Source organism: Mesorhizobium ciceri biovar biserrulae WSM1271 (assembly GCF_000185905.1).
In the GTDB taxonomy this organism is placed as follows: domain Bacteria; phylum Pseudomonadota; class Alphaproteobacteria; order Rhizobiales; family Rhizobiaceae; genus Mesorhizobium; species Mesorhizobium ciceri.
Window position 1 is genome coordinate 581,997 of sequence record NC_014923.1, and the last position, 14,365, is coordinate 596,361.

The following is a 14,365-nucleotide window of genomic DNA, read 5'->3' on the forward strand; positions in this document are numbered from 1 at the left end:
ATAAGGACCCATAAGGAGGCTTTATGCCGGACCTCAGCTCTCGGCAGGTTTCACAGCTTCCGCCGCTGCAGGCGATCCGGGTGTTCGAAGCGGTGGCGCGGCATCTTTCCTTCACCAAGGCGGCCGAGGAACTTGCCATGACGCAAGCGGCGGTCAGCTATCAGATCAAGGTGCTGGAGGAACGGGTCGGCGCGCCGCTGTTCCTGCGCCGGCCGCGCCAGATCGCACTCACCGAGGCTGGACAGCGCCTTGCGCCAGCGGTCAGCGAGGCCTTCGCCATTCTCGGCCAGGCCTATGCGGCGGCGCGTGGCGGCGCCGACGGATTGCTGTGCGTCACGACGGTGCTGACCTTTGCCTCGAACTGGCTGGCGCACCATCTGGGCTCATTCCAGATCGCTCATCCCTCCCTTGCCGTGCGGCTCGAAACATCGAGCCGGCTGACGGATTTCGCCCGCGAGGATGTCGACCTCGCCATCCGGTCGGGCGGCGGCAAATGGCCGGGGCTGGAAGCCTACAAGCTGCTCGATGCCGATTTCACGCCGATGCTGAGCCCGAAGCTCGCGGCAAGCATCGGCGGCGTCAGGGAACCGGCGGACCTGTTGCGGCTGCCGATCCTCGATCCCGGCGACATCTGGTGGACGCAATGGTTCGAGGCTGCCGGCGTGCACTCGCACGATCTCGCCAAACGGCCCGGCAGCAGCATGGGCGCGCAGGCCTATGAGGCCAATGCGGCGATCGCCGGTCATGGCGTCGCGATCCTGACCAGGGCGCTGTTCAAGGCGGAACTTGCCGGTGGGCGCCTGATCCAGCCTTTCGATCTGGTTGGCGACGACGGCCATGCCTTTTGGCTGGTCTACCCCGAAGCGCGCCGCAACGTGCCGAAGATCCGTGCCTTCCGCGACTGGCTGCTGGCCGAGATCGCCTGCTGACCGGCAGGCTTGCGGGCTGCACCTGGCCTCACAGATCTATCCGCTGTTGCCGCACTGTATCCGGCCGGGACGCTCTTCGTCCTGGCAATTTCCGCTCGTCCCGGCCTGCGGTGTCGCCCGGGTGCTGCGCTGCAGCATCGAATCCGACTTGACATAATTCACGCCAAGTGAGTAATTGCCCAAAGCCAAGGCAAATGCTCATCTTGGTTCAAGGGAGGAATTTGATGAAACTTCGCACGCTCACCCTGGGCTTGTTGTCGGCCAGCACGCTTGCGTTCGCCGCACATGCCGAATCCATCACCATCGCCACCGTCAACAATGGCGATATGGTCCGCATGCAAAAGCTGACCGAGGACTTCACCAAGGCGAACCCCGACATCCAGCTCAACTGGGTTACGCTCGAAGAGAATGTGCTGCGCGAGCGCGTCACCACCGACATCGCCACCAAGGGCGGCCAGTACGACGTGATGACCATCGGCACCTATGAGGTTCCGATCTGGGCCAAGCAGAGCTGGCTTTTGCCGCTCGACAAGCTCGGCGACGACTACGACGCCAAGGACATCATCCCGGCCATTGCTGGCGGCCTTTCGGTCGACGGCAAGCTCTATGCCGCGCCCTTCTACGGCGAAAGCTCCTTCGTCATGTACCGCAAGGACCTGATGGACAAGGCCGGGCTGAAGATGCCCGACGCGCCGACCTGGGACTTCATCAAGCAGGCCGCCGACAAGATGACCGACCGCGCCAATGGCGTGAACGGCGTGTGCCTGCGCGGCAAGGCCGGCTGGGGCGAGAACATGGCTTTCCTGACCGCCATGTCGAACTCCTTCGGCGCCCGCTGGTTCGACGAGAACTGGAAGCCGCAGTTCGATCAGCCGGAATGGAAGAACACGTTGCAGTTCTATGTCGACCTGATGAAGGCCGACGGCCCCGAGGGGGCTTCCTCCAACGGCTTCAACGAAAACCTGGCGCTGTTCCAGCAGGGCAAATGCGGCATGTGGATCGACGCCACGGTCGCCGCGTCCTTCGTTTCGGACCCGAAGAACTCGACTGTCGCCGATAAGGTCGGCTATGCGCTGGCGCCCGACAATGGCCTGGGCAAGCGCGGCAACTGGCTGTGGGCCTGGTCGCTGGCCATCCCCGCCGGCACGCAGAAAGCGGATGCCGCCGAGAAGTTCGTCTCCTGGGCGACCAGCAAGCACTATGCGGAGCTCGTCGCTTCGAAGGAAGGCTGGGCCAACGTTCCTCCGGGCACGCGCTCCTCGCTCTACGCCAATGCCGAGTACCAGAAGGCGGCTCCGTTCGCCAAGATGACGCTGGACTCCATCAACGCCGCCGACCCGACGCATCCGACGGTCAAGCCGGTGCCCTATGTCGGCGTCCAGTTCGTCGCCATCCCTGAGTTCCAGGGCCTTGGCACCACGGTCGGCCAGCTCTTCTCGGCGGCTCTTGCCGGCCAGTCGAGCGTCGACGACGCGCTGAAGCAGGCCCAGGACGCTGCCACCGCGGCAATGACCGAGGGCGGATACATCAAGTAAGGCTCCTCCCGGTGCCGACTGCCGGTCGCCTCCTTGACCGGCAACGGCCGCCCGAGTTCCCAGTTCGGGCGGCCGCCTTTAACGCCTTTGAAAATTCCGTCTGACCAGTGAAGGGTGACCGTCATGGCTACTCAGCAGACCCGTTCGCTTGCCCGTTTCATGATGGCGCCATCCGTGGTGCTGCTGTTCGTCTGGATGATCGTGCCGCTGGTCATCACCATCTGGTTCTCCTTCCAGCAGTACAACCCGCTCAATCCGATCCGCGACGGCTTCGTCGGCTTCTCGAATTACGCGCTGTTCTATTCCAACCCGGCCTTCCTGCAGTCGATCCTCAACACGCTCACCTTGGTGGTCAGCGTGCTCCTGATCACGGTGATCGGCGGTATCCTTCTGGCGCTGCTGATCGACCAGCCGATGTGGGGCCAGGGCATCGTGCGCATCCTCGTCATCTCTCCGTTCTTCGTCATGCCGCCGGTGGCCGCATTGGTCTGGAAGAACATGATCATGCACCCGCAATACGGGGTGTTCGCCGACATAGCCCGCTTCTTCGGGGCCCAGCCGATCGACTGGTTCGGGCAACATCCCATGCTGGCGATCATCATCATCGTCGCCTGGCAGTGGCTGCCCTTCGCGACGCTCATTCTTCTGACCGCGCTGCAGTCGCTCGACGGCGAGCAGAAGGAAGCCGCCGAGATGGACGGCGCCGGCTTCATCAGCCGCTTCATCTATCTGACGCTGCCGCACATGTCGCGCGCCATCACGGTCGTCATCCTGATCCAGACGATCTTCCTTCTCTCGGTCTATGCCGAGATCCTCGTCACCACCAATGGCGGCCCGGGATACGCCTCCACCAACCTGCCCTTCCTCGTCTACCAGAAGGCGTTGCTGGAGTTCAAAATCGGCCAGGCATCCGCCGGCGGTGTGATCGCCGTCATTCTCGCCAATATCGTTGCCTTCTTCGCCATGCGCGCCGTCGGCAAGAACCTGGACAAGTAAGGGAGGCTACGATGGCACGCTCAGTCACCACCCGGCACAAGACGATCGCGACGGTTGCCGCCTGGATCGTCGCCCTGCTGATCTTCTTCCCGATCCTCTACACGATCATCACCTCGTTCAAGTCGGAGCAGGAAGCCATCCAGGGCTTCAGCATCATCCCGTCGGGAACGTTCGAGAGCTATACCGAGGTCCAGGCACAGAGCGGCTACTTCAAGTTCTTCTTCAACTCGGTGCTGCTCTCGGTCGGCTCGACCATCCTGGCCCTGCTGGTCGCCATACCCGCGGCATGGTCGATGGCCTTCTCGCCGACCAAGCGGACCAAGGACATCTTGATGTGGATGCTGTCCACCAAGATGATGCCGGCGGTCGCGGTGCTGTTCCCGATCTACCTGATCTTCCGCGACACAGGCCTGCTCGACAGCCGCATCGGCCTCATGATCATGCTGATGCTGATCAACCTGCCGATCGTGGTGTGGATGCTCTACACCTATTTCCGCGAAATCCCTGGCGAGATCCTGGAAGCGGCGCGCATGGACGGCGCATCGCTGTGGAACGAGATCGTCTATGTGCTGACGCCGATGGCGGTGCCGGGCATCGCCTCGACAATGCTGCTCAACATCATCCTGGCCTGGAACGAGGCGTTCTGGACGATCCGGCTGACGACGACGGAAGCCGCACCCCTGACCGCCTTCATCAGCTCGTTCTCAAGCCCGCAAGGCCTGTTCTGGGCCAAGCTTTCGGCCGCCTCGACGCTGGCCATCGCGCCGATCCTGATCATGGGCTGGTTCAGCCAGAAGCAGCTGGTGCGCGGCCTGACATTTGGTGCGGTGAAATAACGGAATTGCCCGAAGCAATCGGCAGAAATAACCCCTCGGGGAGGAAACCATGGGAAACATCACGCTCAAGAACGTCTCGAAATCCTTCGGAGCGACGTCCATCATCCCCGGTCTCGACCTGGTGATCGAGAATGGCGAGTTCGTCGTCTTTGTCGGCCCGTCGGGTTGCGGCAAGTCAACGCTGCTGCGCCTGATCGCCGGGCTCGAGGACACCAGCGGCGGCTCCATCAACATCGACGGCCGCGACGTCACCGGCGAGGCACCGGCCAAGCGCAAGCTCGCCATGGTGTTCCAGTCTTACGCGCTCTATCCGCACATGACGGTGGCCAAGAACATCGGCTTCCCGCTGAAGATGGCCGGTGAGGACAAGGCGACCATCGACAAGAAGGTGGGAGACGCGGCGCGCGTGCTCAACCTGACCAACTATCTCGAACGCCGGCCCGGCCAGCTTTCAGGCGGCCAGCGCCAGCGCGTCGCGATCGGCCGCGCCATCGTGCGTCAGCCGACCGCCTTCCTGTTCGACGAACCGCTGTCCAATCTCGATGCGGCACTGCGCGGCACCATGCGGCTGGAGATCAGCGAGCTGCACCATCAGCTCAAGACCACCATGATCTACGTTACCCACGATCAGGTCGAAGCGATGACCATGGCCGACAAGATCGTCGTGCTGAACGCCGGCAACATCGAGCAGGTCGGCTCGCCGATGGAGCTCTACAAGACGCCGAAGAACCTGTTCGTCGCCAGCTTTATCGGCTCGCCGAAGATGAACCTGATCGAGGGCGCGCCGGCTGCCAAAAACGGCGCCAAGACCATCGGCATCCGTCCCGAACACCTGGAGATCTCGACCACGGCGGGCGAATGGAAGGCGGTCGTCGGCGTCGCCGAGCATCTCGGCTCCGACACCTTCCTGCACGTCCAGGCCGACGGCGTCGGTCCGCTGACCGTGCGCGCCGACGGCGAACTCGGCGTCCATCACGGCGACACCATTTACCTGACACCAGACAAGGCCAAGCTGCATCGCTTTGGCGCCGACGGAAAGGCAATCTGAACATGCGACTGGCCGGCAAATCCGCGCTGATCACGGGTTCGGCCCGCGGCATCGGCAGAGCCTTCGCCGAAGCCTATGCCGGCGAAGGCGCAACCGTCGCCATCGCCGACATCAATCTCGAGGCTGCGCAGAAGACCGCCGCAGAGATTGGCGGCAAGGCCTATGCGGTCAAGCTCGACGTCACCGACCTCGCCTCGATCGAGGCGGCAGTGAAAGCCGTCGAGACGAAGACCGGTGGCCTCGATATCCTGATCAACAACGCCGCCCTGTTCGACCTGGCGCCGATCGTCGAAATCACCAGGGCAAGCTACGACAAGTTGTTTTCCGTCAATGTCGCCGGCACGCTGTTCATGCTGCAGGCAGCCGCCCGCTCGATGATCGCGCGAGGCAAGGGCGGCAGGATCATCAACATGGCGAGCCAGGCCGGACGGCGCGGCGAGGCGCTGGTCGGCGTCTATTGCGCCACCAAGGCCGCCGTCATCTCGCTGACCCAGTCGGCGGGGCTCGACCTGATCAAGCACCGCATCAACGTCAACGCGATTGCCCCTGGCGTCGTCGACGGCGAGCACTGGGATCACGTCGATTCGCTGTTCGCCAAATATGAGAACCGGCCGAGGGGCGAGAAGAAGAAACTGGTCGGCGAGGCAGTGCCGTATGGCCGCATGGGCACGGCGCAGGACCTCACCGGCATGGCTGTGTTTCTCGCCAGCAGCGACGCCGAATACATCGTCGCCCAGACCTACAATGTCGATGGCGGCCAGTGGATGAGTTGAGGGCGGGGGACGGCCTCTGCTCCTCGTCCCTCCGCGGGGAGCAGAGGCCGACTTCAGCGGGCGCGTAGCAAGTGCCACCCCTTATCCTCTCCCCGACGGGGAGAGGAGCGTAACGAAGGCCGAAACCCGGCCAAAGGGTAAAACAGATGACCGTGAAACTCTCGTCCTCTAACCTCTCCAAGCTGCCCGCCAACGTCGCAGGTCCGAAGTATGACCGCGCGACGCTGAAGGCCGGCATCGTGCATTTCGGCGTCGGCAATTTCCACCGCTCGCATCAGGCCGTCTATCTCGACGATCTGTTCAATGCGGGCATCGGCCATGACTGGGCGCTGATCGGTGCCGGCGTGTTCGACGGTGAAAAGATCGGCCGCGCCAAGCTGGAAGAGCAGGACTGGCTGACCACGGTGGTCGAGCAGGACTCTGGCCATATGAATGCCCGTGTGACCGGCGCGATGATCGACTTCCTGATGCCCGGCGATGCGGCCGCTATCATCGAACGGCTTACCGACCCGGCGATCAAGATCGTTTCGCTGACCATCACCGAAGGCGGCTACTTTATCGATCCGGCCTCCGGCGTGTTCAACCCGATCCATCCCGACATCGTCGCCGACGCGCAGGCCGGCGCCACGCCGAAGACGGTGTTCGGCATCATTCTTGCTGGGCTGATGCGCCGCCGCGATGAAGGCACCGTGCCGTTCACCGTGATGTCGTGCGACAACATTCCCCACAACGGCCATGTCACCTCGGATGGCGTCATCGGCCTGGCCCGTTTGATCGACGAGGATCTGGCGAACTGGGTCAGCGAGCATGTCGCCTTTCCGAACGGCATGGTCGATCGCATCACGCCGGCCACCACCGACCGCGAGCGCGGCATCCTGGCCAAGGATTTCGGCCTTGAGGACAACTGGCCGGTGTTCTGCGAGCCGTTCCGGCAGTGGGTGCTGGAGGACCATTTCACCGATGGCCGGCCGCCGCTGGAAAAGGTCGGCGTGCAGTTCGTCAAGGACGTTGCGCCTTATGAACTGATGAAAATCCGCATCCTCAATGGCGGCCATGCAGCAATCGCCTATCCGGCCGGCCTGATGGATATTCATTTCGTGCATGAGGCGATGCAGGAGCCGCTGGTGAGCGGTTTTCTGGCCAAGCTCGAACGGGACGAAATCATCCCGACGGTGCCGCCGGTGCCGGACACGGTTCTGGAAGACTATTACCAGCTCATCGAGAGCCGCTTCTCCAACCCGAAGATCGGCGACACGGTGCGCCGGCTCTGCCTCGACGGCTCCAACCGCCAGCCGAAGTTCATCATCCCGACCATCGCCGACCGGCTGAAGGTCGGGAAAGGCGTCGCCGGCCTGGCGCTGGAATCGGCATTGTGGTGCCGCTATTGCTTCGGCACGACGGACAGCGGCGCCGTCATCGAGCCCAACGACCCGAGTTGGGACCGGCTGCAGGCGACGGCAAAGGCAGCAAAGGACGCTCCCGCCGCCTGGCTCGCCATGGAGGACATCTATGGCGATGTCGGCCGCGCAACGGCGTTTGTCGAGGCCTTTGCCCATGCGCTCAACGTGCTGTGGGCGAATGGCGCGCGCGCCACGCTGACGCGCTACCTCGCCGGCAAGCTCTGAGAGCCATTCTCGGCCATGACGCCTGAACTGGTCATTTTCGACTGCGATGGCGTGCTGGTCGACAGCGAGGCGCTCTCCGTCTCGGCGCTGCTCGGCATGGTCAGGCTTGCCGGCGGCAGCGTCAGTGAGGATGCCGCCTACGAGCATTTCCTCGGCAGGAGCATGAAAAGCGTGCGCGAGATCCTCGGCCGCGACTTCGGGCTCGATATCACCGACCTGCACCTGACCGAGATGCGCGTCGAATTGATGCGCAAATTCCGCGAGGAGCTGAAGCCGATCGCCGGTGTCAAGAAGATGCTGCCGAAGCTTGGGCTGCCGTTCTGTGTCGCGTCCTCGGGCACGCTCGACCGCATCCGCTACGCGCTCGACGTCACCGGATTGCTTGGGCTGATGGAACCGCATCTGTTCAGTGCCACCATGGTGGCCAAGGGAAAGCCCGCGCCGGACCTGTTCCTGCATGCCGCCGCCAGCATGCGGGCCCATCCACGCAAATGCCTCGTCATCGAGGACAGCCCGGCCGGCATCATTGCCGCGCGGGCGGCGGGGATGCGCGTGTTTGCCTTCACCGGCGGCTCGCATGCCGGCAACCCAACCTTGAAAGCGCGGCTTGCGTCGAGTGAACCGGACTTTATATTCGCTGACATGCTGCAATTGCCCGATCTGATTGCAGGCCTGGGAGCGAGAGACAGAGCATCTTGACGAAACAGTTCGTTTGCGCGGTCGATGTCGGCACCGGGAGCGCTCGCGCGGGCATTCTCGACACCAACGGCACCTTGCTCGGCCGCGCCGAGCGGCCGATCGCCATGAACCAGCCGAAGCCCGATCACGCCGAACATGATTCGCGCGATATCTGGTCGGCCGTCTGCGCCGCCGTGCGCGCTGCCCGCGAAAAGGCCGGCATAGCTGCCGAGGAGGTCGTCGGCATCTCCTTCGATGCCACCTGTTCGCTGGTGGTGCGCGACCGGCAAGGCGGCCAGCTCAGCGTCTCGACCACGGGCGACAAGCGCTGGGACACCATCGTCTGGCTCGACCACCGCGCCATCGCGGAGGCCGACGAATGCACGGCAAGCGGCCATGCCGTGCTGAATTACGTCGGTGGCGTCATGTCGCCGGAAATGGTGACACCGAAGCTGATGTGGCTGAAGCGCAATTTGCCGGAGACCTGGAATGAAGCCGGCTATTTATTCGATCTCACCGATTTCCTGACCTGGCAAGCGACAGGTTCGCTGGCCCGCTCGCAATGCACGCTGACCGCCAAATGGACCTATCTGGCGCATGAAGAGGCCGGCTGGCGGCGCGACTTCTTTGCGCTCGTCGGCCTCGGCGATCTTTTCGAGCACGGCAATTTGCCGGAAAAGGCCAGCCCGGTCGGCGCTTATATTGGCCAACTGACCGCCCAGGCAGCGGCCGAGCTTGGGCTGAGCGAGAAATGCCGGGTCGGCGCCGGCGTCATCGATGCCTATGCCGGTGCGCTTGGCGTGCTCGGCGGCTTTGCCGGCGACCAACAGGACATCGGCCGGCATTTGGCGCTGATCGCCGGCACGTCGAGCTGCGTCATGGCGATGTCACCGGATCCGCAGCCCTTCGCCGGCGTCTGGGGTCCCTATTACGGCGCGGCGCTGCCCAGGCTGTGGCTGTCGGAAGGCGGCCAGTCGGCGACCGGCGCCCTGCTCGACCACATCATCCGCTGGCACGGCGCCGGCGGCGAGCCTGATGCCGCCATGCATGCGAAGATCGCCAGGCGTGTCGCCGAGCTGCGCGCCACCGAGGGCGACAACCTTGCCGCGCGGCTGCATGTGCTGCCCGATTTTCATGGTAACCGCTCACCGCTCGCCGATCCGCATGCCGTCGGCGTCGTCAGCGGGCTGACGCTGGACTCCTCCTTCGACAGCCTGTGCAAGCTCTACTGGCGCACCGCCGTCGGCATCGCGCTCGGCGTGCGCCACGTGCTGGAGGCGCTGAACGAGAACGGCTATCTGATCGATACGCTGCACGTCACCGGCGGCCACACCAAGAACCCGCTGTTGATGGAGCTCTATGCCGACGCCACCGGCTGCACGGTGATCGAGCCGCTGGCCGACGAGGCGGTGCTGCTCGGCACCGGCATGATCGCCGCCACCGCGGCCGGGCTGTTTCCCGACCTCAACGCGGCCTGTCTTGCCATGCAGCAAGGCGGCAGGAAGCGCGCGTCGAACCCGAAATCATCAGGGCGTTTCGACCGCGACTACAAGGTTTTCCTCGAGATGCACCGCCAGCGGCGGATGCTGGACGCGATCCGCTAGAGCATCGGGGCCGGTCCCTGGCTCAATCCGTTCCCGTCCCTCCTCTCTTGCCTTCATGTCGCGTTTCGTCCAGAAGCTGACGCAAACGCCGCGAAACCGAAGGTTTTGCCGTTTGACATGCGGCTTCCGGCTCTGGCCGACGCGCCGTAGCTGGAAAGAGCGGAACAATGTCTGCGATCGAAGCCGGCGCTCGCGCGCCGGAAAATCTTTGGCGTCAGGAAATCAGGGCGACGCTGGCGCTCGCCTGGCCGATGGTGCTGACCAATCTCGGTCAGACCGCGATGACGGCCACCGACGTCATGATGATGGGCCGGCTGGGGCCGGATACGCTGGCCAGTGGCGCGCTTGGCGCCAACCTCTATTTCATGCCGCTGATCTTCGGCCTCGGCCTGATGCTGGCGACATCGCCGATGATCGCCACCGAGCTTGGCCGCCGCCGCTATTCGGTGCGCGACCTGCGCCGCACCGTGCGCCAGGGCCTGTGGCTGGCGATCCTGATCTCGATCCCGATCTGGCTCGTGCTTTGGCACGGCGAAGGCATTCTGCTGGCCATGGGCCAGGAACCGGCACTGGCGCATCAGGCCGGCATCTATCTGCGCTGGCTCGAATGGGCGGTGCTGCCCTTCTACTTCTATATCGTGCTGCGCTCGTTCATCTCGGCGCTGGAGCGGCCGGGCTGGGCGCTGGTCATCGTCTTTGTTGCCGTCGCCTGCAATGCCTTCTTCAACTGGGTGTTCATGTTCGGCAATCTCGGCGTGCCGTCGATGGGCATTGCCGGGTCGGGCCTTGCCACCTCGCTGTCCTCAACGCTGATGTTCATCGGCCTGGCTGCCGTGGTGATGCTGGAGAAGAAGTTCCGCCGTTATCGTCTGTTCGGACGGTTCTGGCGATCGGACTGGCCACGCTTCAAGGGCCTGTTGCGGCTCGGCCTGCCGATTGCCGGCATTCTCGCCTTCGAGGTGACTATCTTCAATGCGGCCGCCCTGCTGATGGGCCTGATCGACGCGGATTCGCTGGCCGCGCACGCGATCGCCATCCAGATCGCCTCGATCTCCTTCATGGTGCCGCTTGGCCTCAACCAGGCGGTGACGGTGCGCGTCGGCCTTGCGCATGGCGCCGGCAATCCGCAAGGCGTGTCGCGCGCCGGCTGGACCGCCTTCGTCATCGGCGTTTCCTTCATGGCGCTGATGGGGCTGGTGATGATCCTGTGGCCGCATCCGCTGATCAGCGCCTTCATCGATCTGAGCAATCCGGCCAATGCCAGGGTGATCGAACTTGCCGTGTCGTTCCTGGTCTTCGCGGCGCTGTTCCAGGTCTTCGACGGCGCCCAGGCGGTGGCCGCCGGCATGCTGCGCGGCCTGCACGACACCAAGGTGCCGATGATCTATGCCGCGATCGGCTATTGGGGCGTCGGCCTGCCGCTTGGGGTGCTGCTCGCCTTCCATTTCGGCCTGCATGGCGTCGGCATCTGGATCGGCCTGTCGACGGGGCTGGCCGTGGTGGCCGCGCTGCTGCTGGCGCGCTGGCTGCGGCGCGACCGACTGGCGCCGCCGCTCGCGTTCGGGCATTGAACAGGACGGTTGGGCTCGGCGGCTGTTGTCCTGTGGACGTTGGCTCATTGAACGACGTCTTCAGAACTCCCTCGAAATCCGGCGCCGCGCTGGAGGCGGTCAGAATGTCGGCGGCGTGTTGACCCAGAGGATGCGGACCGTGGTCGAACCGATATTGCGGTAGCCGTGGCCGAGTTCGGAGTTGAAATAGAACGCGTCGCCTGCCTCGAGCGCCACCACGTTCGCCTCGACCAGCAATTCGACGGAACCTTCGAGCACGTAGCCGAACTCCTGTCCCTTGTGGCTGATCAACTCGGGGCTGCCGCCGCCGGCCTCGATCACATGAACGTTGATCTGCAGCAGATATTCCGGACCGGACGGCACCAATTGCTCGAGCACGACATGGTTGCCCGAACGCCGATGTCCCGTCTCCATGTGCGGACGCTCGTTCTGCCGCAAAACGAATACTTCCGAGGCATTGTGCTGCAGCGTGCCGAACATCGCGTTCATGTTGATGCCCAGTGCCTGCACCAGCCGGTGCAGAGCCGCCATGGACGGCGTAGCGCGGTCGTTTTCGATCTTCGAGAGATAACCCTCTGTCAGCCCGATGCGGGCGCCGAGCTCTTCCAGGCTGAGGCCAAGCACCTGTCTGGCATGGCGCAGCTTGACGCCGATCCTCGGGGTTCCGTTTCTGTCGCGCATGTCAGGTCCGCGTCTTCATCCAGTCCGCCAGCTTCGCCAGCAGGAAATCGACTTCCGCCTCGGTGTTGTAATGAGCCAGCCCGATGCGGACGACACCGTTGCGGTCCGCAAGCCCCAGCCGCTTGATTGGCTCCAAACCGTAATTGTGACCGTGCCAGAGATAGATGCCTTCCTCTGCCATCGCCTTGGCGATGTCCGCGGGATCGGTTCCGTCAACGGTGATCGACACGGTAGGCACACGGCGCGCCAGCGCCGCCACATCGGATATGCCCTGGATCAAGACGCCATCAATTCTGGACAATCCGGCAATCAGCCGTGCTGTCAGGACACGCTCATAACGGTCGGCGACTTCAATGCCGGCGACGATTCGCTCCCGCCGCGTCGCCTGCGGGTGGACGTTGCCGAAGGACTGTCCGAGCCAGGCATAGTGCTCGACGGCGCCAAGCACCCCGGCAAGCGCCTCGCGGCTTGTCGTTCCCGTCTCGAATTTTCCAGGTGGCGTATTGGAAGCCGCGCGCACCTTATAGGCGGTCAGCGCCTGCAGCAGATCGAAACGGCCCCACAACACCCCGTGATGCGGTCCAAAAAATTTGTAGGCCGAGCAAACCAGGAAATCACAGCCGATCTCCTGGACGTCGATCACCCCATGCGGCGCGAACTGCACCGCGTCGATATAGCTCAGCGCCCCGATCGCGCGGGCGCGCTGCGCGATCCGCTTCACGTCGTTGATCGTGCCGGTAACGTTGCTGGCATAGCCGACAGCGACCAGCTTGACGTCCTCGTCGATAGTCGCCTCCAGCGTCGACAGGTCGAGTTCGAAGGTTTTTGGATCGAGGTCGATCCAGCGTACTTCAAGCCCCCGATCCTCCGCCAGCATCAGCCAGGGTGCGACGTTGGCGTCATGATCCATGCGCGTCAGCACGATGGCGTCGCCGGCGTTCAGATCGCGGCCGATGGCGCGCGAGACGGCGAAAGTCAGAGTTGTCATGTTCTGGCCGAACACCACCTCACGCCGGTCGGCGGCATTGAAGAAATCGGCCATCGCCTGATGCGCGTCGTCGACCATCGCCTGGGCCGCGAGTGAGGTTTCGAAATAGCCACCAAGATTGGCGTTGGTTTCGATCATGGCACGCGTCATACGCTCGATCGAACGGCTCGCCATCTGGGTTCCCGCGGGATTGTCGAAGAAAATCCGCTTCTTCGGCTCGGCACCTCTCGCCATCGCCGGAAAAGCATCGCGGACTGTATCTATATCCATGTCTGAATTCCGTGTCTGATGATCGTTGTGCGGCGGCCCCTAGACCGTCGCCAGCAGCGGCTTCACGCGTTCAGCCGGCCGCTTCATGGATGGCGACAGCGCGAGCCGGGAAGCCAGATCCGGCCTTTGGCTTTGGCCAGCTTGCCATTATCAACGCGCCGGCTTCGGGCACCTTGTCGAGATTGGCCAAGAGCTCGATCTGCCAGCAGTCGCGCGACAGCACATAGTATTCCAGGCTTGCGTCACCTGCGGAAGTGGCACGGCCGGGATCAGTGTCCATGCCCTCGTGCCCGATCGCAGCGACACCGCGGCGTTCCAAAAGTTCCTCCAGCACCGGCTTCGACCAACCCGGCGCATGGGAGATACCGTCGGCCGACTTGTTCCGAAATGCCACGGGGTCCGGCCAGCGCGGCCACCAGCCGGTGCGAAGTGCGACAAAACACTTTTCCGGGATACGGCCGTTCCGCGTCTCCCAGGCCGAAATATCGTCGAGCGTCGGCGTCGCGTCGGGATCGGCGGCGACCCTGTCGCTGATGTCGAGGATGACCAGCGGCAGAAGCATCTCCGCCACCGGCAGTTGGTCGATCGAGCGGCCGCCGTCGATGAAGTGCACCGGTGGATCGACATGGGTGCCCCACTGTCCGACGAAGGCGTAGTGGTGGACCTGGAAGGCATCGCCCTTCGAAAAATCGAGCAACGCACTGCGCTCCTCGTCCGGGAAGGCCGGGAAATGCGGCTGACCCGGATGAAACGCATGCGTCAGGTCGGTGAAGGTCGCGGCGGAGAGCCGCGACCTGTAGATGTCCCAAAGCGAGCCCGGAGTGGACAAGA

The 14,365-nt window shown here is 63.8% G+C and carries 13 protein-coding genes; 10 read left to right on the top strand and 3 right to left on the bottom strand.

The annotated features are described in order from the left end of the window. Positions 1 to 23: 23 nt before the first annotated feature. The 10 genes from gcvA to MESCI_RS02755 all read left to right on the top strand — a co-directional run bounded on the left by gcvA (position 24) and on the right by MESCI_RS02755 (position 11,595). Positions 24 to 929 (top strand): transcriptional regulator GcvA, encoded by a 906-nt coding sequence (gcvA, locus tag MESCI_RS02710; protein WP_013528412.1) that lies wholly within the window; start codon positions 24 to 26, stop codon positions 927 to 929. Positions 930 to 1,153: 224 nt separating this feature from the next. Beyond that, positions 1,154 to 2,464, top strand: a complete 1,311-nt coding sequence (locus MESCI_RS02715; protein ID WP_013528413.1) for an ABC transporter substrate-binding protein — start codon at positions 1,154 to 1,156, stop codon at positions 2,462 to 2,464. 123 nt (positions 2,465 to 2,587) lie between these two features. Next, complete coding sequence (locus MESCI_RS02720; protein WP_013528414.1) at positions 2,588 to 3,460, top strand: carbohydrate ABC transporter permease; 873 nt, start codon at positions 2,588 to 2,590, stop codon at positions 3,458 to 3,460. Positions 3,461 to 3,471: 11 nt separating this feature from the next. Next, entirely contained in the window at positions 3,472 to 4,296 is an 825-nt protein-coding gene (locus MESCI_RS02725; RefSeq protein WP_013528415.1) for a carbohydrate ABC transporter permease, read from the top strand. Between the two features lie 49 nt (positions 4,297 to 4,345). Then, on the top strand, positions 4,346 to 5,344 hold the full coding sequence (locus MESCI_RS02730; RefSeq protein WP_013528416.1) for an ABC transporter ATP-binding protein: 999 nt from the start codon (positions 4,346 to 4,348) through the stop codon (positions 5,342 to 5,344). Between the two features lie 2 nt (positions 5,345 to 5,346). Next, positions 5,347 to 6,117: an L-iditol 2-dehydrogenase gene (locus tag MESCI_RS02735; protein ID WP_013528417.1), complete on the top strand. Its 771-nt coding sequence runs from the start codon at positions 5,347 to 5,349 to the stop codon at positions 6,115 to 6,117. Between the two features lie 146 nt (positions 6,118 to 6,263). After that, on the top strand, positions 6,264 to 7,742 hold the full coding sequence (locus tag MESCI_RS02740) for a mannitol dehydrogenase family protein (RefSeq protein ID WP_013528418.1): 1,479 nt from the start codon (positions 6,264 to 6,266) through the stop codon (positions 7,740 to 7,742). 15 nt (positions 7,743 to 7,757) lie between these two features. Continuing rightward, complete coding sequence (locus MESCI_RS02745; protein WP_013528419.1) at positions 7,758 to 8,441, top strand: HAD family hydrolase; 684 nt, start codon at positions 7,758 to 7,760, stop codon at positions 8,439 to 8,441. After that, positions 8,438 to 10,024, top strand: coding sequence for an FGGY-family carbohydrate kinase (locus MESCI_RS02750; RefSeq protein ID WP_013528420.1), 1,587 nt, complete (start codon positions 8,438 to 8,440; stop codon positions 10,022 to 10,024). Before MESCI_RS02745 ends, MESCI_RS02750 begins: the two co-directional genes overlap by 4 nt. Before the next feature lie 167 nt (positions 10,025 to 10,191). After that, positions 10,192 to 11,595, top strand: a complete 1,404-nt coding sequence (locus tag MESCI_RS02755) for an MATE family efflux transporter (protein ID WP_013528421.1) — start codon at positions 10,192 to 10,194, stop codon at positions 11,593 to 11,595. A gap of 99 nt (positions 11,596 to 11,694) precedes the next feature. On the opposite strand, the gene MESCI_RS02760 is transcribed toward MESCI_RS02755, so the two are convergent. The 3 genes from MESCI_RS02760 to MESCI_RS02770 form a co-directional block, all read right to left on the bottom strand. Continuing rightward, entirely contained in the window at positions 11,695 to 12,276 is a 582-nt protein-coding gene (locus tag MESCI_RS02760) for a cupin domain-containing protein (RefSeq protein ID WP_013528422.1), read from the bottom strand. Between the two features lies 1 nt (position 12,277). Next, the gene (locus MESCI_RS02765) at positions 12,278 to 13,534 is read right to left on the bottom strand and encodes a cysteine desulfurase-like protein (protein WP_013528423.1); all 1,257 of its coding nucleotides are present in this window, start codon (positions 13,532 to 13,534) and stop codon (positions 12,278 to 12,280) included. A gap of 70 nt (positions 13,535 to 13,604) precedes the next feature. Beyond that, positions 13,605 to 14,363 (bottom strand): cyclase family protein, encoded by a 759-nt coding sequence (locus MESCI_RS02770; RefSeq protein ID WP_013528424.1) that lies wholly within the window; start codon positions 14,361 to 14,363, stop codon positions 13,605 to 13,607. Positions 14,364 to 14,365 lie beyond the last annotated feature (2 nt).